The organism is Streptomyces sp. S.PNR 29, assembly GCF_030386795.1.
In the GTDB taxonomy this organism is placed as follows: Bacteria; Actinomycetota; Actinomycetes; order Streptomycetales; family Streptomycetaceae; genus Streptomyces.
The window spans coordinates 171828-191417 of the sequence record NZ_JANUQM010000005.1 but is presented as its reverse complement, the minus strand read 5'-3'; the positions used below and the strand labels follow the sequence as shown (position 1 = coordinate 191417).

The 19590-nt window shown below is 72.8% G+C and carries 17 protein-coding genes; 9 read left to right on the top strand and 8 right to left on the bottom strand.

What is annotated here, in order from left to right; all coding sequences use genetic code 11:
* The first annotated feature begins 13 nt into the window (after positions 1-13).
* A complete protein-coding gene (locus NW895_RS15870) occupies positions 14-1123 on the top strand; it encodes a non-reducing end alpha-L-arabinofuranosidase family hydrolase (protein ID WP_354670092.1) in 1110 nt (369 codons plus the stop codon).
* Positions 1120-2433 carry a PHB depolymerase family esterase gene (locus NW895_RS15865; protein WP_289936180.1) on the top strand — a complete coding sequence of 438 codons (1314 nt, stop codon included), beginning with the start codon at positions 1120-1122 and terminating at the stop codon, positions 2431-2433. The genes NW895_RS15870 and NW895_RS15865 overlap by 4 nt, the downstream gene beginning before the upstream one ends.
* Positions 2434-2505: 72 nt before the next feature.
* On the opposite strand, the gene NW895_RS15860 is transcribed toward NW895_RS15865, so the two are convergent.
* Entirely contained in the window at positions 2506-3867 is a 1362-nt protein-coding gene (locus tag NW895_RS15860; protein ID WP_289936499.1) for a nucleobase:cation symporter-2 family protein, read from the bottom strand.
* A gap of 201 nt (positions 3868-4068) precedes the next feature.
* Entirely contained in the window at positions 4069-5412 is a 1344-nt protein-coding gene (locus tag NW895_RS15855) for an FAD-dependent oxidoreductase (RefSeq protein WP_289936179.1), read from the bottom strand.
* Between the two features lie 209 nt (positions 5413-5621).
* Here NW895_RS15855 and NW895_RS15850 point away from each other — a divergent pair, with 209 nt between their 5' ends.
* Complete coding sequence (locus tag NW895_RS15850) at positions 5622-6077, top strand: DUF6214 family protein (protein ID WP_289936178.1); 456 nt, start codon at positions 5622-5624, stop codon at positions 6075-6077.
* Positions 6078-6107: 30 nt separating this feature from the next.
* Here the strand turns inward: NW895_RS15850 and NW895_RS15845 are convergent, their stop codons facing one another.
* On the bottom strand, positions 6108-6761 hold the full coding sequence (locus NW895_RS15845; protein WP_289936177.1) for a DUF305 domain-containing protein: 654 nt from the start codon (positions 6759-6761) through the stop codon (positions 6108-6110).
* A gap of 191 nt (positions 6762-6952) precedes the next feature.
* On the opposite strand from NW895_RS15845, the gene NW895_RS15840 reads away from it, so the two are divergent.
* Positions 6953-8455: a hypothetical protein gene (locus tag NW895_RS15840; protein ID WP_289936176.1), complete on the top strand. Its 1503-nt coding sequence runs from the start codon at positions 6953-6955 to the stop codon at positions 8453-8455.
* Here NW895_RS15840 and NW895_RS15835 read toward each other — a convergent pair.
* The 5 genes from NW895_RS15835 to NW895_RS15815 all read right to left on the bottom strand — a co-directional run bounded on the left by NW895_RS15835 (position 8443) and on the right by NW895_RS15815 (position 12715).
* Positions 8443-9147: a TetR/AcrR family transcriptional regulator gene (locus NW895_RS15835; RefSeq protein WP_289936175.1), complete on the bottom strand. Its 705-nt coding sequence runs from the start codon at positions 9145-9147 to the stop codon at positions 8443-8445. The genes NW895_RS15840 and NW895_RS15835 overlap by 13 nt on opposite strands.
* A gap of 212 nt (positions 9148-9359) precedes the next feature.
* Entirely contained in the window at positions 9360-10049 is a 690-nt protein-coding gene (locus NW895_RS15830) for an HAD-IA family hydrolase (protein ID WP_289936174.1), read from the bottom strand.
* 297 nt (positions 10050-10346) lie between these two features.
* Positions 10347-11063, bottom strand: a complete 717-nt coding sequence (locus NW895_RS15825; protein ID WP_289936173.1) for a phosphatase PAP2 family protein — start codon at positions 11061-11063, stop codon at positions 10347-10349.
* A 79-nt stretch (positions 11064-11142) separates the two neighbouring features.
* Positions 11143-12078, bottom strand: a complete 936-nt coding sequence (locus NW895_RS15820) for a M56 family metallopeptidase (protein WP_289936172.1) — start codon at positions 12076-12078, stop codon at positions 11143-11145.
* Positions 12079-12166: 88 nt separating this feature from the next.
* Entirely contained in the window at positions 12167-12715 is a 549-nt protein-coding gene (locus NW895_RS15815; RefSeq protein WP_289936171.1) for a DUF5134 domain-containing protein, read from the bottom strand.
* A gap of 160 nt (positions 12716-12875) precedes the next feature.
* Between NW895_RS15815 and NW895_RS15810 the strand changes: the two genes are divergently transcribed.
* The 5 genes from NW895_RS15810 (at position 12876) to NW895_RS15790 (ending at position 19544) form a co-directional block, all read left to right on the top strand.
* Complete coding sequence (locus NW895_RS15810; RefSeq protein ID WP_289936170.1) at positions 12876-14510, top strand: FUSC family protein; 1635 nt, start codon at positions 12876-12878, stop codon at positions 14508-14510.
* Positions 14511-14539: 29 nt separating this feature from the next.
* Positions 14540-15049, top strand: coding sequence for a MarR family transcriptional regulator (locus NW895_RS15805; RefSeq protein WP_289936169.1), 510 nt, complete (start codon positions 14540-14542; stop codon positions 15047-15049).
* Positions 15050-15184: 135 nt separating this feature from the next.
* Positions 15185-16678 carry a hypothetical protein gene (locus tag NW895_RS15800; RefSeq protein ID WP_289936168.1) on the top strand — a complete coding sequence of 498 codons (1494 nt, stop codon included), beginning with the start codon at positions 15185-15187 and terminating at the stop codon, positions 16676-16678.
* Positions 16679-16788: 110 nt separating this feature from the next.
* Positions 16789-18096, top strand: a complete 1308-nt coding sequence (locus tag NW895_RS15795) for a MoxR family ATPase (RefSeq protein ID WP_289936167.1) — start codon at positions 16789-16791, stop codon at positions 18094-18096.
* Positions 18097-18260: 164 nt separating this feature from the next.
* Entirely contained in the window at positions 18261-19544 is a 1284-nt protein-coding gene (locus tag NW895_RS15790) for a VWA-like domain-containing protein (RefSeq protein WP_289936497.1), read from the top strand.
* Positions 19545-19590: the final 46 nt, after the last annotated feature.

Sequence of the window (19590 nt, the reverse complement as noted above, 5' to 3'; positions counted from 1 at the left end):
GTCATGTACGTGAATGACGTTCGTCATCTTGTTCGCCGCGCGCAGGCGGGGTGACCTGAACGAGGATCCAGCCACGCCCGGGGAGTGCACTTCTCCGGGCTTGCGGTCCTCAGTGGGCGTCGTCGTCAGGCGTCCCATGGCGACGGCGGGTCACACTCCTGAACGGACCGTAGGGTGCAAGCGCTTTCTAGTCAACGGCTTTCGCAGCATCAGATTCAGCCGACCAGGGTGGGCAAGCGCTGTCGGGCGAGGCCGTCACCGATTGTTGTGGGAGCGCTTCCATATACGGCCATGTCCATGCCACCATGCACGCCCGGTGTTTCCCCGGGACGTTGTCCCGAACGTCTCCCAGGACGTTTCCCCGGACATCTCCCGTGCGAGAGGGGGCGAGTCGATGCGGACTCCGCGCACACGTACGTTCCCCAGAGGACGTGCGTTCATCGGCGGGCTCCTGCCGGCGAGCTGGCACTGTACGGCCCGTCGGCCTGACGGCCCTCGCGCCGGGCCCGGCGGCCGCCGGCGGCTCCCGGGCCGAGCGGGCGAGTCCGCCGCCGGGCTCCTTCAGCTGGTCCTCGACCGGTCCGCTGATCAGCCCCGAGCCGGATGCGACTCATCCGATCGTCTCGGTGAAGGACCCGGCGGTCTTCCGGTACGACAACCGCCGGCACGTCGACGCCACCACCGCCGACACCTCCGGGCGGTGGAGGCTCGCGCACACCGGCTTCTCCGACTGGTCCAAGGCGCCACCGCGCCGCAGACCTTCCTCGACCGGCGCCGCAACGTCCGAGCCAGGACCGCCGACCGTCCGGACGGCACCTGGACACCGCCGGCGGACACCGAGACCAACGCCCTCATCCGCTCGGACAACGTCATGTTCGCCGCGGGACAACCGGCCTGGACCGAGGACTTCAGCCACGGGGAGATGATCCGCGCCGGCGTCGGCCAGACCCTCGCGAGCGACCCGTGCCTCCTCCGGTTCGCCTACCGGAATGGACCCGGGCGCGAGCGGCGACTACTCCCGGCTGCCCCGGCGGCTGGGCCTGCTGACCCGGACCGACTCCTCCTGCTGACCGATCACCGAGCACGTCCCCTCCGGTCGCGACAGAAAGGGACAAGGACGTGACCACCACCCCCCGCACCCCGGCACGGAGATCGCCGCGTGCGCTGCTCGTGGCCTTCCTCGCGGCGCTCGCGTCGATACTCGCGGCGGTGACCCTCACGGCACCCCCGGCCTCCGCCCGCACCCAGGCGCCCACCGCGACGCTCACCGAGGTCACCAACTTCGGCACCAACCCCAGCAACCTGCAGATGTACCTGTACGTGCCGGCCAGTGTCACCACCCGCCCGGCGGTCGTCGTGGCCGTGCACTACTGCACGGGGTCCGGCCCGGCGATGTACAACGGCACCGAGTACGCCTCCCTGGCCGACCGCTACGGCTTCATCGTCGTCTACCCCTCGGTCACCCGGGCCAGCAAGTGCTTCGACGTCGCCTCGCCCCAGGCGCTGCGCCGCGGCGGCGGCAGCGACCCGGTGGGCATCAGGTCGATGGTCGACTGGGTCACGCGCACCTACAACGCGGACACCAGCAGGATCTTCGCCGTCGGCATCTCCTCCGGCGCGATGATGACCAACGTGCTGCTGGGCAACTACCCGGACGTGTTCGCCGCGGGCGCCGCCTTCGCGGGCGTCCCCTTCGGCTGCTTCGCGACGACCAACGGCTCGGAGTGGAACAGCGCCTGCGCGAACGGCACGGTGACCCGCACCCCGCAGGCATGGGGCGATCTGGTCCGCGGCTCCTACCCGGGCTACACCGGTTCCCGGCCTCGTATGCAGCTGTGGCACGGCACCGAGGACGCCGTCCTGCGCTACCCCAACTTCGGGGAGGAGATCAAGCAGTGGACGAACGTGCACGGCGTCAGCCAGACCCCGGCCGCCACCGACACGCCCCAGTCCGGCTGGACCCGCACGCGCTACGGGGGCACCGGTGACCGCGCCCCCGTGGAGGCGATCAGCCTCCAGGGTGCCGGCCACGACGTGTACGCCTGGGGCATGGGGGAACGCGCCCTGACCTTCTTCGGTCTCAACAGTTCCGGTCCGGCGCCCGGGCCCCAGCCCGGCGCGTGCAAGGTGACCGCGACGACCAGCCCCTGGAGCACGGGCCTGACCGCCTCGGTGACCATCACCAACACCGGTACGACGGCGATCAACGGCTGGAAGCTCGGCTTCACCCTGCCTGCCGGGCAGACTATCACGGGCGGCTGGGGAGCCACGTACACGCCGGCGTCCGGGGCGGTGACGGCCACGAACGCCGCGTACAACGGCTCGCTCGCCCCGAACGCGAGCGTCAGCATCGGCTACCAGGCGAACCACACCGGCAACAGCGCGGCTCCGGGCGGCTTCACGCTCAACGGGGCGGCCTGCACGACCGGTTGAGGCCGAGGGCATACCGAAGCGTGTCCCCTCCGTGCGGGACCGGAGGGGACACGTGGGGCCGGACGTGGACTTCTAGACAGCCCGCTCGCCGCCGCCCACCAGGCCGCCCGCCTCGGCGCCGACCGAACCGGCCTTCGCCGGAAGGTGGTTGAAGAGCAGGTTCAGCACGATCGCCGTCAGGCAGCCCGCGCTGATGCCGCTGTTCATCACCGTCTGGAACCAGTCCGGGAACTTCTCGTAGACCGTGGGCACGCCGACCGGCAGTATGCCCACGGCCACCGAGACGGCCACCACCGTGAGGTTGTGGTTGCCCTTGAAGTCGACCTGAGCCAGGGTGCGCAGCCCGCTCGCGGCCACCGTCCCGAACATCACCAGACCCGCGCCGCCCAGCACCGGCGCGGGAACCGCCGCCACCACCGCGCCCAGCTTGGGCAGCAGGCCGAGCAGGACCAGGATGCCGCCCGCGGCGGCGACGACCCAGCGGCTGCGCACCCGGGTCATGCCGACGAGGCCGACGTTCTGTGCGAACGCCGTGTACGGGAAGGTGTTGAAGACGCCGCCGAGAACGGTGGACAGGCCATCGGCGCGCAGGCCGTCCGCGAGGGAGCGCGGCCCGACCTTCCGGCCGGTCATCTCGCCGACCGCGATCATGTCACCGGTCGTCTCGGTCATCGTCACCAGAGCCACCACCAGCATCGACGCGATCGCCGACGCCTCGAAGGCGGGGGCGCCGAAGTGGAACGGCGTACTGATCCCGAGCCAGTCGGCCTCCGCCACCCCGCCGAAGTCCGTGAACCCGAACGGCACCGCGACCGCCAGCCCCACGGCGATGCCGATCAGCACCGCGATCCGGCTCAGGAACGCGGGTGCGAACCGCTGCACGCCCAGCACCACCGCCAGCACGAACGCCGCGAGCGCCAGGTTCTCCGGCTCCCCGAAGTCCTTCGCCCCGACGCCGCCCGCCGCCCAGTTGCCCGCCACCGGCAGCAGCGAGATGCCGATGATCAGGATGACCGTGCCCGTGACGAGCGGCGGGAAGAAGCGGAGCAGCTTCCCGAACACCGGCGCCAGCAGCATGATCGCCAGCCCCGCGACGATCACCGAGCCGTAGATCGCGGGCAGTCCGCCGCCGGTCGTCCCGATCAGCACCATCGGCGACACGGCCGCGAACGTACAGCCCTGCATGATCGGTAGCCGCACGCCGAAGCGCCAGAAGCCGACGCACTGGATGAGCGTGGCGATGCCGCACACCAGCAGGTCGGCGGTGATCAGATACGCCAGGTCCGCGGCCGACAGCTTCATCGCGCCGCCCACGATCAGCGGAACCGCGACCGCGCCCGCGTACATCGCGAGCACGTGCTGCAGGCCGAAGGCGGCCAGTTGCCGTGCGGGTGGGACCTCGTCGACGGGATGCACGGGTGCGGTCGTTGCCATGGGCGCTCCAGAGCGGCGGGTGGGCGGGGACGGATCGGCGGCATGTCCGGACAGCAGGTGTCCGAACAACAGAAGCCCGAACAACAGAAGTCCGAACAGCAGGAGGCCGAACAGCAGGAGACCGTAAGCCACTTGAACAGTTTGTTGATTTCCGGGGTGTTGCCGCTCTGTGTCATGCCCACCCGACGGCCGCCGACTCTGCTACGAGGAGATACTCCGTGCCGCGGCCAGCAGGGAATCCCAGTCGGAGAGCTTCACCACGCTCCGCCCGAGGGAGGCTCCGAGCTCCGCCTCGGCCCGCTCGATGGCACGCCATCCGGCCCACTCGACCGGCTCGACACCCTCGGCACGCAGCACCGTGAGCGGATCCTCGGGCACGTCCTTGCGCACGAGCACGGCGGCGTCCTCCAGGAGGGACATCACCGTCTCCTTGGCGCACGGGCGGTTGGTGCCGATGACCCCGGTCGGCCCCCGCTTGATCCAGCCGGCCACGTACTCGCCCGGCGCGACGACGCCCCCGCGCAGCACCCGCCCGGCCAGATGCGGGACCGTGCCGCTCTCCGGGTCGAACGGCAGCCCCTCCAGCGGAACCCCGCGATACCCCACCGACCGCAGCACCAGCTGCGCCTCGATGTCCTCGAACCGGCCGGTGCCCACGACCCCGCCGCGCCCGTCCGGCGCCGTCCGCTCGAAGCGCACCGCGCCCACGCGGCCCCCGTCGGCCAGCAGTTCGACAGGGCGCAGGAAGAAGCGCAGCCGGATCCGCCGCGGGACACCTCGCGCCGGGGCCTCGGCCCAGCCGCGCAGCACCTCCACATTGCGGCGCTGCGTGCCGGGCAGCGCGGAGGGGTCCCCGTACGCAGGGTCCAGCGCCAGCTCCGCCGGGTCCACGGCCACGTCGGTGTCCGGCAGGGCGCCGAGCTCCCGCAGCTCCTTGGTGGTGAAGCGGGCCTGGGAGGGGCCGCGCCGGCCCACCATGTGGATGTTCCTCACATGGCTGGCGGCGAGCGCGGTGAGTGCCGCCTGCGGCATGTCGGTGGGACTGAGTTCGGCCGGCCCGCGGGCCAGCATCCGGGTGACGTCCACGGCGACGTTGCCCACGCCGATCACCACGGCCGAGCGCGCGTCCCGTACGAAACCGTCGTCGACGGCGTCCGGATGCGCGCTGTACCAGGACACGAACTCGGTCGCCGACCAGCTCCCCGGCAGCTCCTCGCCGGGGATCCCCAGATGCCGGTCGGTGGCCGCGCCCACGCAGTACACGACCGCGTGGTACAGCTCCCGCAGCCGGGCCGCCGGCACCCCCTGGGGGCCGACCTGGAGGCCGCCGAGGAAACGCACCCGCTCGTGCTCCAGGACGGCGCGAAGGTTGTTCTGCAGCGACTTGATCTTCTCGTGGTCCGGTGCCACGCCGTACCGCACCAGGCCGTACGGGCACGGCAGCCGGTCCAGGACGTCGACGAGTACGTCGGGGTCCTGCTGGACGAGGCTCTGGGCGGTGTAGCACCCGCTCGGCCCGGAGCCGACGACGGCGACACGCAGCACGGCGGAACTCCTTACCCGAGGGATCCGGAGGGACCTTCAGGAGATCGCTGGTGCTTCCAGCATCGCACTGCTCCGGCTGCGCTGACAGGGTGCTGTAGGCCGCGCGGGACGCGTGTCAGCCGGATGGAGTGTGATCATGCGGTTACGTTCCGTGTGTGCTGGAAGCATCCTTTCTTCATCTTTCCGACCGCTTTCCGACGGACGGTGAGGTGTCCGTGCGGCCCGCGTGGGAAGTGCGGGAGGACGGCGGGGCCACCTCGTGGTTCTACGTCCGGCTGGCGTTCGCCGACGGTGCCCGGGTGGACGTGCTCGCCGTGGTGTCCGGGGAGCACGTGGGCATCGAGGACGTCCGGGCCCAGCCGGCGCTGTCCCTCGACGACCTGGAGGTGCTCGCCGAGTGGATCGAGGGACCGCTCTTCGAGGCCTGTGGCGCCCGCGACGGGACCCACCCCTCTGCCGGGCGGCGGCGCTCCAGGCCGGCCTGGCCGCAGGGCGTGGAGGGGCGGTGGCTCGTCGCGCATGAGTACCGCGCCGCTCAGGCGGAGGGCGTCGATCCGGTCCTCGCGGTGATGTGCGCGACCGGGCACAGCCGCCGCAGGGCGCTCAGGCTGATCGGGCAGGCGCGTGACTCGGGCTTCCTGACACCGCGTCGGGCACGGCGCTGAGCCGGCCCGCCGTCGTCCGGCCGGGAGCCGTCACAGCATGTCCCGCATCCGTGTGATCTCGCTGGTCTGCTGGGCGACCGTGTCGTCGGCCATCTCCTCGATCCGCACGTTGTTGCCCTGCGCCTTGACGTCCGTGGCCATCGTGAGCGCGCCCTGGTGATGGGTGATCATCAGGGTCAGGAAGAGCTGGTCGAACGCCTTCCCCTGCGCCGCGCGCAGCTTCTTCAGCTGTGCCTCGGTCGCCATCCCGGGCATCTCGGCGTGCTGGTGGCCGCCGTCCGTCTCCTTCTTGCCGTTCGCCTTCAGCCAGCTCCGCATGGCTGTGATCTCCGGGCCCTGTGCGGCGGCGATCCGCTCGGCGAGCCGCTTGACCTTGGCCGACTCGGCGCGCTTCGGTACGAGTTCGGTCATCTCCAGGGCCTGGGAGTGGTGCTCGATCATCATCCGGGCGTAGCTGACATCCGCCGAGTTGGGCGAGTCGTCGTCGGCGCGGTGCTGCTCCGCTTCCTCGGCCGACAGCGTCCGGTTCGCCTCGCCCGGCTTGCCCGGCACCAGAACGGAAGGCTTGCCCGCCGCGGCTGACCCGGTGTCCGAACCGGAGTCGCAGGCCCCGAGCCCGAGCACGGTCAGGACGGCCAGTGAGGCCGTGACGAGGGGTGTGCGGGACGTGCGGCGTAAGAGCACAACGACCTCCTGTGGCAGGCGTGATGACGGACACCTCGTGAGTGTCATGACCGTCCTAGCACGCTTCTGAGCGTTGCTGATCAAAAAACTTGATTGCAGTTTCGTTGAGCTGTGTTGGTATGGGCATGGCGAAGACGATACTTCGATGGTGCGTGAATCCGTTCCGACGGAACGGAACTAGGGAGGAAACAGTGATCCTGTTAAACGACCTGCGAACGCGACGCAGACGTCTGGGAGTTGCCACCGCTGCCGCCGGACTCCTGGCCGCTCTGCTCACGGCCGGTCCGGCGGCCGCGACCCCTGACCCGGGAGACAGCCCGGTCGCGCCGAAGGGGGTGTCCAAGAACGCCCGGGCCGAGGCACGGGAGGCCATCGAGAGCGGCGAGATACCCGGCAAGGACGAGGTCGTCCACTCGGCCAACGTCGAACACGTGGCCAACATCCCCAAGGACGCGCTGCCGGGCACCAACTCCGACATCGCCTTCCAGGGCAAGTACGCCTACGCCGGCAACTACGACGGCTTCCGCATCTTCGACATCAGCAACCCGAAGGCGCCCAAGACCGTCGCCCAGGTCCTCTGCCCCGGATCGCAGAACGACATCTCCGTCTCCGGCAACCTGCTCTTCCTGTCCACGGACTCCTCGCGCAGCGACAGCAGTTGCAACAGCACCACACAGCCCGCGACCGAGAAGTCGTCGTGGGAGGGCATGAAGGTCTTCGACATCAGCGACAAGGCGAACCCGAAGTACGTCGCCGCCGTCGAGACGGCCTGCGGCTCCCACACCCACACGCTGGTGCCCGAACGCCGGAACGTCTACATCTACGTCTCCTCGTACTCGCCGAGCGCCACCTACCCCGACTGCCAGCCGCCGCACGACGGGATCTCCGTCATCAAGGTGCCGCGCAAGTCCCCCGAGAAGGCGGCGGTCGTGGGCTTCCCGGTGCTGTTCCCCGGTGAGGGTCCGGACGGCGGCGGCAACCCGGGCTCGCCCACCAACCCCGGCGTCTCCAAGACCACCGGCTGCCACGACATCACCGTCCTGCCCTCGAAGGACCTGGCCGCGGGCGCCTGCATGGGCGACGGCATCCTGTTCTCCATCAAGGACCCGGAGCACCCGAAGGTCATCGATCGCGTGCAGGACAACGTCAACTTCGCGTTCTGGCACTCGGCGACCTTCAACCAGAGGGCCGACAAGGTCGTCTTCACCGACGAACTGGGCGGCGGCAGCGGCGCCACCTGCAACGAGGCCACCGGGCCGAACCGCGGTGCCGACGGCATCTACGACATCGTCGGCAAGGGTGACAAGCGCAAGCTGGTCTTCCGCAGCTACTACAAGATGCCCCGTCACCAGGCCGACACCGAGAACTGCGTCGCCCACAACGGCTCGCTGATCCCGGTCAGGGGCAGGGACCTCATGGTCCAGGCCTGGTACCAGGGCGGCGTCTCCGTCTGGGACTTCACCGACTCCTCGAAGCCCAAGGAGATCGCCTACTTCGAGCGCGGCCCGCTCTCCACCGACGCCCTGGTGCTCGGCGGCTCCTGGTCGGCGTACTACTACAACGGCTATGTCTACTCGAACGACATCGCCAAGGGCCTCGACGTCCTGAAGATCAATGACCGGCGAACGGACCCGGCCAAGTGGGTCCGGCTGAGCGAGCTCAACGTCCAGACGCAGCCGGACTACTTCGACTGACGGGCTTCGGTCGCCCGACCTTCGGGCCGGCACTCCGGTGCCGCCCCGGTCGCGAAGAAGCGTGACAGATCCGTGTCACAGGTTCCGCCGGGCGCCTCGGTGTCCGGCGGAACGCCCATCTCCCACTCCAGCCGGTAGCGCTTGAACAGCTCGGCGCGCAGCACCGGCACGGGCATCGGCACCCCCGGCACCAGGGCCGCGTAGACGGCGCCCATCAGCAGCGCGCGCAGCATGGGGTAGTCGCTGTCGACATCGCACGAGCCGTGCCGGGCGACCGTGTCCCGCAGCAGTTCGGCCAGGCGTTGCTGCTCCGGGCAGGGCACGAAGCCCTCGGCCTGCAGCAACCCGGCCATGTGCTGGCGCATCAGCAGAGGCTGGTCCCGGGCGAGGCCCAGGATCGCGTCGATGGCCCGCGCCATCCGCTCCCGGCCGTCCTCGGCGCACGGCTCGCGTTCCAGCGCCTCCTCCAGCGTGCGGTGCATCAGCCGGTGCACGGCGGACTGCAGCAGCTGGCGCTTGCCGGGGAAGTAGTACGAGACCAGGCCGCGCGCCGAGCCCGCCCGGTCGGCGATGTCGCCGAGCGTCGTCGCCTCGTAGCCGCGTTCCCGGACCAGCTCGACCGCGGCTTGCAGGAGCCGTTCCTTGGAACGCCTGCGCAATTCTTCATTGACCGAGGCGCTGCGCGGGGACATGCTGTAACTCCTGCGTTGACTGGCTGCCAGCCAACTATACTCAGGCGTCCGGACAGGCCCCTGGCGGGTCTGGCCGGAGCTGCCGTCTGCCCTGGGCGACGCGGGGGATCGTCCAGGGCGGGCGAGCGACCGGGTCGGTGGCCTCGGGCTCCTTTCTGCCGGAGGCGGACGCGGGCTTTCCCGCATGTTCCCGCCGGCCGGACGGCGCCGGATCAGCCCACCAGGCCCAGCACCGGACGCAGCCCGTCCGGCCGCTGCGTCACCGGCAGATGGTCCACGAAGTGCACTCCGCAGCCCAGGGCCGCCGCGCCGCCGTCCGCCCGCCGGTCGTCGCCGACCATCAGCGTCTCCCGCGGGTCGACGCCGAGATCCGCGCAGGCGGTGGCGAACAGCCGCGGGTCGGGCTTGCGGATGCCGTGCTCGTACGACAGGACGTACGCGTCCACATACTCGTCGAGGCCGTGCTCGCGGAACACGGGACGCAGGTCCCAGCCGATGTTGCTGACCACGCCGACGGCGATCCCGCGCTCACGGAGTGTGCGCAGCACCTCGACGGCGTCGGGGTACGGCGACCAGGCGACCGGTGTCATATGGCGGTCGTACAGCGCGTCGTGCAGCCGCGGCTCGGGGAGCTGCACCTGGCGGGAGAGGCCGGTGTACGCGGCCCGGTGCAGCTCGGAGCTCTCGTCCCGGATCTCCCACACGGCGGCGAGTTCCTCGGGCATTCTCAGGGGCAGCGGCCCGCCCGGCAGGGCGCCCGCCGTCTCCAGCGCCCGCGCCGTCGCGGCCAGCTCCGGCTCGGGCAGCGCCAGTCCGGCCTCGGCCAGCACCGCGCGCAGCCAGGAATCGGCGGATTCGATACGGAAGAGCGTTCCGGAGAAGTCGAACAGGACTGCGGTCATGGGGTGGATCTTACGAGGCCACGCTCCGGCGCGAGGGAAGATCGCCGCCGCACAACAGCAGACGCAGTCAACCGAGTCGAGGTCCGGGCAGGAGCCGGTGGACCGATTGCCGCTCAGCGCGTCACGGCCGCCCGCGACGCGATGTGCCCGCTCCGGCGGGGACCGGGCGCAGCAGGCCGCGGAGCCCGACGACGTGGGCGAACGGCTCCGCGCACTGCGCTCCGTCCCGCCCGACGGCCCGGGCTTCCAGGCCGGCCGGGAGCGGACGACGCCCCTCGATGTCACGCGCGGCCGGTCTCAGCTCGGGCGGTCCCAGGTATCGGCCGCTCCGGACGGCCGGGCTCCCGGTCGCCACCGGGCGTGGGCCAGTACCGCCAGCACCACCACCAGGGCGCCCAGGAGCCAGCCTCCGACGACGTCCGAGGGCCAGTGGACGCCGAGCCAGACGCGGGTCAGTCCGACGCCGGCGACCGAGACCACGGCCACGGCCAGAGCCGTACGGAACAGGGCGCGGGCGACGCCGTGGTGGTGCAGCAGCCACAGCAGAAGGCCGCAGACCAACGTGGCGGTCATGGCATGACCCGACGGGAAGGCCGCGTAGTGGGCGGAGTCCACGGGGTCCGGCCAGACGGGGCGGGGGCGGTCGACGGCAGCCTTCAGGAGCTGCTGCAGCAGATTGCCCAGCGCGCAGGTCACGGCCAGCCACACGGCCGTCCACCAGGCCGCGAGCCGCCACGCCAGCCACACGGCGACGGCCGCGCACAGGGCGCGCATCGTCCACGGGTCCCACACCCAGTCCGTCAGGATGCGGCACGTCCGGGTGATGCCGGTTTCGTCGACCGCCCAGCGGTGGGTGGTGCGGGAGATGCCGCCGTCCACGGTGATCAACGGCTGCCACCTGGTGGCCACCAGGGTGAGCAGCAGCACGGAGCACACCGCCAGGACGCCGGCGGAGCGGACGAGGACGCGTTGCTGTGGCGGACGTGTGGGGGAGTCGACGGTGGGGGAGTGCATGAGGCGATCCTCGCCGACCCGCGGGGCCGTAGGCCAGTCCACGGGATCACCGCCCGCCAGGGCGACGGACGCTCGCCGGCTACCCCAGCGCCCGCAGCCCCGGTACGAAGGCCAGCAGCACCGGCACCACCGGCACCAAGGCGGCCGCCGCCGTCAGCCGCAGTCGCCGTGCTGCCGTCAGCCGGTCCGGCGGAGTGAGCAGCCGGTGCACCCGCTGCGGCACATGAGCCTGCGGGGCCGGGCCGGGGCCGAAAACGCCCCGGTGCTCGTTGAGTTCCACCAGCGCGAGTGCGGTCGTCAGCCGGCCGAAGCGGCGTGAGGCCATGTCGTCCGCGGCGAGTTCCACCAGCCGGTGCATCTCGTCGCGGAACGCCGCGAACACCGGCACCTGCGGGAACCCGCCCGCCAGCGCGGCCGAGCAGTGCAGCAGCCAGTCGTGCCGGGCCCGCGCGTGCCCCTGCTCGTGGGCGAGTACCGCGTCCAGCTGCCGGCCCTTGAGGCGGCTCAACGCGGCCGTGGTGACGACCAGTTGAGGCGGTGTACCGGGCAGCCACCAGGCGTCCGGCTGCTCGCCCTCCAGCACGACGAGCCGACCGGACTGAGACTCCTCGCCCGGCAACAGCGGGGCGCGGACGAGGAGTTCGGCCCGGTGCCGCCGACGCCGGGACCGCGCCCTGATGACCTCCCGGACCAGCATCGCCGCGCTCCACAACCCGCCGCACGCCAGCGTGACCGCGATCGTCGCCGCCCAGGGCCCGGCCGTGCCGAGGGCGTAGGCCTCCACGACCGCACGCGGCGCCGGGGCGAAGACGTGACCGCCCACCGCATGCCAGGCGGCCGCGGCGCTGAGCGTCATCGACAGCGCACAGCAGACGAGCACCGCCGCCACCACGCACTGCCACACCCACAGGGCGACCACCGGTTCACGGTCCACCCAGTCGGCCCGCGCGAGCAGCCGGGGGGCGACGACGGCGGTCACGGCGCCGAGCAGCAGCAGTGCCGCGGGGAGCATCATGGGGGCAGCCTATGAGCGCCGTACCCCACTCGGGTACGGCCTGCCACCGCAAAGTGACGCAGACAACGGTCCGGTCGGCGAACACCCGTCACAGCGTCAGCAGCATGGCGACCATCGCGATCCCCATGGACAGCCTGCACGCCCGCGCCAGCTCCGGCCGGTCGCCCCACCCGACGGCCCCACCACCGCCTGCCACGGCGGCGACGGGGACCAGCCGGACGCCGGTCAGGAGCACGTACCCGGCGAAGTAGAGCAACAGGGCCCCGGTGACCAGCGGCACTCCGGAGCCGCCGGACCCGTGCGCGTGCCCGGGCGAGCCCGCCATCGCCACCGCCATGTAGACCATGGCCGCCGCCTCCACCAGGTGGTGCAGATGATGCGGGCCGTCCCGCGCCGTCCACAGGGCGTGCACCGCGGTCGCGCCGAACACGGCGCCGTACCCGAGCCAGGTCCACGACGGTGGCGTGAACACGGCCGTGGGCACGGCCATCGCGGCCATCCCGAAACCCATGAGCGCCTCGCCACCCGCCGCACGGCGCTGCTCCTCGACGCTGCTGCGCATCCGCAGCAGACAGTAGGCGCCGGTCGCCGCGCACAGCGCGACCAGCAGCCAGCCGGACGAAGCCGGTCCGTGCACACGCACCTCCCCGCTCGACGGTCGGTCAAGGGATGCCCGGGCCATGCGGCGCGCAAGCGAGCGCAAGGATGTAGACGGGGAGCATTCGACGGAGCACAGCACGTCACGGGGAAAACGTGGGATAATGTTTACGGGTAAAACACTTGTTAACATGACGCCTATGCCACGACGTCTCCCGCTGACCGGCGTGCTGCGCCTCGGCCGCCCCTCCGACATCTGGTTCAAGCCCGCCCTGAGCGTGGTCGCCGCGGTCGCCCCACCCAACCTGACCCTGCTGGCGCTGGACCGGCTCGACCTGGCCATGTACACGATGGCCGGGTCCCTGTGCGCGCTGTACGCCCACAACCGCCCCTACGCCGCCCGGGCCCGCGCCCTCGCCTGGGTGGTGCTCGGCATGCTCGGCGGCGTCGCCGCGGCCCTGGTCACGGCCGCGCTCACCGACCGTGCCGCCGTCCTCGTCACCGTCGGTGCCCTGCTGGCCTCCGCGCAGAAGACGCTGTGCGACGCCACCCGCATCGGTCCGCCGGGCAACGTGGTCCTCACCTTCATCAGCTCCGCCTCGCTGTTCGCGCCACAGACCCTCGCCCAGGTCCCCGGCCACCTCGCGCCGGCCGCCGCGGCGGGCGTGTGGGCCTGGCTGGTCGGCATGGCGCCCGGACTCGTCCGCCCGCACGGCCCCGAGCGCCGTGCCACCGCCCAGGCCCTGAACGCCGCCGCCGCGTACGTCGAGGCGGGGGGTACCCAGCCACGCGCCGCCGCCTACGCCGCCGTACAGGCCGCCTGGCAGACGCTGCTGTCCACCGGCACCCGTTCCCAGGCCCGGCGCGCGCTGGAACGGCTCGTCGTCCGTGCCGAGATCGCTCTCGCCGCGCCCGCGGACACGGACCCGGCGCGGCTGCGTGACTGGGCGCGCGCCCTGCGCGGCACCGGCCGGGTTCCGCGGACCGGCCACGAGCCCCGGGCCGTCGCCGACGAACTCCTCGGCGTGGACGCCGAAGCCGGGACACCCGGGCAGCCGCTCCGGCTCCGGCTCCGCCCGCTGACCCCGCTCGCCGTCCGCACCGCCCTCGGCTGCGCCCTGGCGGGCTACGCCTCCCTCGCGCTCGGCATCGGCCGGCCCTACTGGGCACTGGTCACCGCGGCCTCGCTGTACCAGGCCAACATCACCCTCACCTGGAGCCGGGGCGTCCAGCGGATCGTCGGGAACATCGCCGGGGTGCTGCTCTTCGCCGCCGTCGCCCCGCTCGCCCATCTCGGCCCGGCCGCCCTCGTCCTGTGCTGCCTCGCCTTCAACTTCGGCGCCGAGGCGCTCATCAGCCGCAACTACTGGCTCGGCAGCGTCTGTGTGACCCCGATGGCGCTGCTCGTCACCGAGTTCACCGGGCAGCAGGAGACCGGACGGCTGATCACCGAGCGGGTGATGGACACCCTCGTTGGCGCCCTGGTCGGCTTCGCCGTCGCCGTCGCCGTCACCAACCGGCGCGCGGGCGACCGCGTCGAACAGGCCCTGACGGCCGTCGACCGCGCTCGCGAGGACGCCGCCCGCCTCCTGGCACAGCCCGACCCGGAACCCGGCGCACTGGAGTCCGCCCGCCGCGGCCTCGCAGCCGCACTGGTCGACCTGCGGGCCGTCGCCGACGCCGCGGCCGGCGAGTGGTGGCAACGCGCCCTGCCCCAGGAGCGGGTCGTGCTCGCCGAGCAGTCCGGACACCGTACGCTCGCCGCGACGGTACGACGCCAGGGACCGCTCGGGGACCGGCGCACGGGCACGGAGACGGAGGACGTACGGCCATGACGGCAACCGGCGGGGGAGAAGCGGCGGGCGTGACGCACAGGGACACCGTCGCGACGGTCGTGCGGCAGTGGCGGACGGTCCACCCCGACCTCGACACCGGCCCCATGGAGATCATCGGCCGCATCAACCGCTGTGCCGCACTCCTCCAACAGGCCGAGGACGCGCCACTGCGCCGGGCGGGCCTGAGCCGTCCCGAGTTCGACCTGCTCGGCGCGCTGCGCCGCACCGGGCACGAACTCACCCCGGGCGAACTGGCCCGGGAGACCTTCTCCTCGGGCGCCGCCGTCACCAAGCGCCTCAAGCAGCTCACCGAGCGCGGGCTGGTGCAGCGCCGCGGCGACGCCCGCGACCGTCGCGTCGCCCACGTGCGCCTCACCGACGCCGGACGCGCCCTCGTCGACGCCATCCTGCCCGAGCAGCTCGCCTACGAGACCGCCGCCCTGTCCGGCCTGGACGGACCGGAGCAGGGCGAACTCGCCGCGCTGCTCGGCGAACTGCTCGGACAGCTGGAGGGGCGGCTCGGCACACTGCGGGGCTGATACAGGGCTCATGAGCCTGGTTGAGCCGGGCGGCTTAAAGGGGCGACAGATCATCATGGGCGTGGTTACGATGCCCGGGATGAAGAACTTCTCCTCGTTCGGATTGGGGGAATCGTTCGCGCAAGGTGAGTGCTGATGGCACATCACTTCGCGCCTGCGATTCCGGCCCACCTGTTGATGTGGCAGCGCGTACGCGAGTACGCCGTGCCACCGTCCATGATCGAGACCGCGACCGCACGGCGTTCGGTCGGTGACTGGGCGGGGGCCTGCGCCGCTGCCCGGATCGACGTCGATCTCGATCTGCGCGCCGTGCGCGACCGCCACGGCACCGATCTCGTCACCCGGCTCCGTGCAGATCTGCGCCGGCTGGCGCCGGATCTGCTCCGCTGGCACATGCCCCGGATCGCCCCCGACGGGCGGCTCCGACCCGGCCTCACCCTCTCCCTGGCCCGTTACCACAGCTCCCGTGCCACGTCGCTGCAGCTGGTGGTGCGGACACCGCCGGCCTGGGCGGACGCCGGACAGCGGATGTCCCTGACCCTGTGGGAAGGGTCCGGGAACGACGTCCCCGGACACCACCCGCACCCGCATCCCGACCGGCGCTTCCGGCTCGACCTGCACCGGCATCTCTGGGACCCCGGACGCAGCGGCGAACTGGCGAGGCGGTGCGGTGCGGGCCTGGCACCGTCCATGACGCCACCCACTCGGTCCCACGCAACAGGCGGGCCGGACCTGCCGGACCTGCCGGACCGGCCTGCCGTCCAGGAGTCGCCGTGGGCGGTGGCGACTTGGGCCGCCGAGGCCGAGTTGCTGTTGCGGGCCGAAGGGCGCCCACGCGGGGCCTTCACCGTGCGGCTCGGTGCGCGGAGCCGCGCCGTGCTCGAACTCGTCGCCCCCGACGACAGCCATGCCCCGACGTTCCGGCCGCTGCGGGAGACGCTGCCGCCACAGGAGGTCGCGGCGCTCCCGGTGCTACCGGAGGCGGCGGCCCGGGTCCTTCCGGACCTGGAGCTGCTGCGAGCCGGGCTGGTCACGGCCGAGCGGCTGCATCCGCTCGTCGCAGCGGCGCTGGCCGGGGCCGGCTCGGCACCGGTGGCGGACCCCGTCCCCGAGCCCGGCGATCCGCACCGGGTGGAGTGCCGGGGCGAGATCCACCGGATCGCACTGCGGGACGGGGTGCTCACGGCGATCGATCACGACCCGGCCCAACTGCGCCGGGAAGAGCTGCTGGTGGCGCTCGGCGGTCCGGCCCTGCCCTGCCTGCGGGCGATCGACACGGTGCACCGCAACCCGGAGGCACTGCCCGCGGTCCGGGAGCGGCTCCGTCACGGTGACGCCGCCGGGGCGCTGGCCGTGGTCGAGCGGCTGCTCGGCCCCGGCGCGGTCCTGCGCGACGGGCCGCTCCGGGAGGAACTGGAGTCGGCCGCGGCCCGCCGCGTCGAGCACGGTCTCTTCCGCGCGGGGCTGGTCGCCACGCATCCCGGTGCCGCTGCGGTACGGAGCGGGGACGCCTGGGACACGGGGCACGCGGAGGCGGGCCACCGGCCCCGGCTCGACCGCCGTACGCCGCCCGCGATGCGCCGGAAGCGGAGCAGCCGTGCCCGGCCGCGCACCGGCCTGGCCTGCTGACCGGCTGCGCCCACCGAAGTCCCTTTCCTGTACGCGCACCCCGCGCCGCGCGCCCCCACGACATCCGGGACGGGCCGTCCCGTCCCCTTATCCCATCCCAGGTGATTCGCATGACCCTCAGTACCTTCCTGCCCGGCGCGCCGCCGGCCGCCGGCACGCCCGCACCCACCCCCGCCGGCGCATCCCGAACCGGCGCCCAGCTCGCCCTCGCCGACGACCTCCTGACCCTCCTGCGGACGACCACCACCGAGCCGCGCCCCGACGAGCAGCTCGAAGCGCTCACCCTGGCGGTCGCTGCCGACCTGCCCGTGCTGCTCTGGGGCGAGCCGGGTATCGGCAAGACCGCGGCCCTGACGCAGCTCGCCGCCTCCCTCGACCTGCCGCTGACCACCGTGATCGCCAGCGTCCACGAGCCGTCCGACTTCTCCGGGCTGCCCATCGTGGGCGACGACCCGGCGGTGAAGGGCGTGCCGATGGCCCCACCGCAATGGGCCGTGGAGCTCGTCCGGGCCGGACGGGGGCTGCTCTTCCTGGACGAGCTCTCCACCGCCACCCCGGCCGTCCAGGCCGCACTGCTCCGGGTCGTCCTGGAGCGGAGGGTCGGTGCGCTGCAACTGCCGCCGGGGGTGCGGATCGTGGCCGCCGCCAATCCGCGCGCGTCGGCGGCGGACGGGTGGGAGCTGAGCCCGCCGCTGGCCAACCGCTTCGTGCATCTGCACTGGGTGCACGACCGTGAGGTGGTGGTGCGCGGGCTGGGCGGGGTCTGGCCCCGGGCGGAGCTGCCCCGGCTGGTGCCGGAGCGGCTGCCGGAGGCGGTGGCCCTCGCCCGGCGCGCGGTCTGCGGCTTCCTCACCACCCGGCCGACGCTGATCCACCGGCTGCCGAGCACCGAGACGCGGCGCGGCGGCGCCTGGCCCTCGCCCCGGAGCTGGGAGGCCGCGTTGACCCTGCTGGCCTTCGGCACGGCGGCCTCCGTCTCTCGTGAGGTGCTGGCGCTGCTGGTGCGGGGCGCGGTGGGGGACGGGCCGGGGCTCGAACTCCTCGCCCATCTGGACCGGATGGACCTGCCGGACCCGGAGTCGCTGCTGGCCGATCCGGCCTCGGCCGAACTGCCGGTGCGGGGCGATCTGCGGCAGGCGTCGCTGGAGGCGGTGGTGGCCGCCGTCGGGGCGCGGCCGGAGCGGGCGCGGTGGGAGGCGGGCTGGGCGGTGCTGGTCCGGGCGCTGGAGACCGGCCCGCCGGACCTGGTGGTCGCCCCGGCGACGGCGCTGGCCGCGCTGCGGCGCGACGACTGGGAGGTGCCGGAGGCGGTGGAACGGCTGGCCGGGGTGGTCGGTCTCGCCCGGCGGGCGGACCGGTCGGTGGGGCGGGCAGCGGCGGCGGCCGACGCCGGGCGGGCGACAGGGGTGCGCCGATGACGGGCCCCGCAATGCCGGTGACGGGGGCCTCGAAGGCCCCGGGACCGCGCCCGTTGCCGCGTCCGATGTCCCGGCCGGCGCCGCCGCGCCCGGTGCGGGCCACCGTGCCGGGGCCTCCGGCCGGCTCCGGCGAGCCGGCCGGCCTGCCCCGACTCCCGCTGGACATGGAGAAGTTGCTGGCCGCCCGGCTGCACGCCGTGAAGGTCCGTCCCTACCTGGCCTGCGCGCTCTTCGCGCTGCACGTGGTGGAGGACCGGTCGGTGCCGACGATGGCGGTGGACGCGTACTGGCGCTGCTACGTCTCTCCCGGCTTCGTGGCCCGCACCTCCGTGGAGGAGCTGGCGGGCGTCTGGGTGCACGAGGTCTCCCATCTGCTCAGGGACCACCACGGGCGGGGCGAACGGTATGCGCGCGAGCAGGAGGAGCACGGGCCGGGCGAGCGCCGCGAGACGGGGGCCCCTCCGGCCGGAGGCTGGGGGAGAAGCGAGACGGGGGCACCCCCGGCCGCAGGCTGGGAGAGGCTGCGGCGGAACATCGCCGCCGACTTCGAGATCAACGACGACATCTACGGCGACGGTCTGCCCAGGCCGGCCGGGGCGGTGCTGCCCTCGCTGCTGCGGCTGCCCGACGGGCTGCTGATGGAGGAGTACCTGCGGACGGCGTCGATGTCCGGGCTCGCCGCGGACCTGGCCTGGCTGGACTGCGGCAGTGGCGCCGACGGACAGGACCGGCCGTGGGAGCTGGGGCCCGACGGGGCACACGGGCTGAGCAGGCAGCAGCGGGACGCGGTCCGCTTCCGGGTCGCGGAGGGGATCAAGGGCCGACCGGGCGACGCGCCGGAGGGGTGGCGCCGATGGGCGGACGAGGCGTTCCATCCGCCGCAGCCGTGGCGGCAGTTGCTGGGGGCGGCGGTCCGCTCGGCGGCGGGTGGGCCGGGGGTGGGCGAGGACCACAGCTACCGGCGTCCGTCCCGGCGCTCGGCCGGTGTCCCCGGAGTCCTGCTGCCGAGCCTGCGCCGGACACCTCCCCGGGTGTGCGTCGTGATCGATACCTCGGGGTCGGTGAGCGACGCCGAGCTGGGCAGCGCGCTGCTGGAGGTGGCGGCGATCTCGCGGGCGGTGGGCGGGCGGCGCGACCTGGTCTCGGTGATCTCCTGCGACGCGGTGGCCGGGGTCGCCGTCCCGCTCTGCCGTGCCGAGAACCTCGCACTGATCGGCGGTGGGGGAACGGATCTGCGCTCGGGTTTCGCCCGGGCGCTCCGCTCCCGGCCACGCCCGGACGTGATCGTCGCCCTGACGGACGGTCAGACGCCGTGGCCCTCCGCGCAGCCGCCCTGCCGCACCGTCGTCGGACTCTTCCCCCGCCCCGGCCGCGCCGTGGACGAGGAGAACCCCGGCTACGTCCCGGACACCCCACCGTCCTGGGCGCGTGTCGTCACCATCGGCTGAAGGCATGCTCCGATGCTTGACCTGTGGCACGGCGGCCGATCCGGCC

Excerpts from the sequence above, each read along its gene's own strand:
- NW895_RS15795 (WP_289936167.1), top strand. The coding sequence starts at position 16,789 with ATGACCCTCAGTACCTTCCTGCCCGGCGCGCCGCCGGCCGCCGGCACG.
- NW895_RS15835 (WP_289936175.1), bottom strand. The coding sequence starts at position 9,147 with ATGTCCCCGCGCAGCGCCTCGGTCAATGAAGAATTGCGCAGGCGTTCC.
- NW895_RS15820 (WP_289936172.1), bottom strand. The coding sequence starts at position 12,078 with ATGATGCTCCCCGCGGCACTGCTGCTGCTCGGCGCCGTGACCGCCGTC.
- NW895_RS15800 (WP_289936168.1), top strand. The coding sequence starts at position 15,185 with ATGGCACATCACTTCGCGCCTGCGATTCCGGCCCACCTGTTGATGTGG.
- NW895_RS15825 (WP_289936173.1), bottom strand. The coding sequence starts at position 11,063 with ATGCACTCCCCCACCGTCGACTCCCCCACACGTCCGCCACAGCAACGC.
- NW895_RS15810 (WP_289936170.1), top strand. The coding sequence starts at position 12,876 with ATGCCACGACGTCTCCCGCTGACCGGCGTGCTGCGCCTCGGCCGCCCC.
- NW895_RS15860 (WP_289936499.1), bottom strand. The coding sequence starts at position 3,867 with ATGGCAACGACCGCACCCGTGCATCCCGTCGACGAGGTCCCACCCGCA.
- NW895_RS15830 (WP_289936174.1), bottom strand. The coding sequence starts at position 10,049 with ATGACCGCAGTCCTGTTCGACTTCTCCGGAACGCTCTTCCGTATCGAA.
- NW895_RS15870 (WP_354670092.1), top strand. The coding sequence starts at position 14 with ATGACGTTCGTCATCTTGTTCGCCGCGCGCAGGCGGGGTGACCTGAAC.
- NW895_RS15790 (WP_289936497.1), top strand. The coding sequence starts at position 18,261 with ATGGAGAAGTTGCTGGCCGCCCGGCTGCACGCCGTGAAGGTCCGTCCC.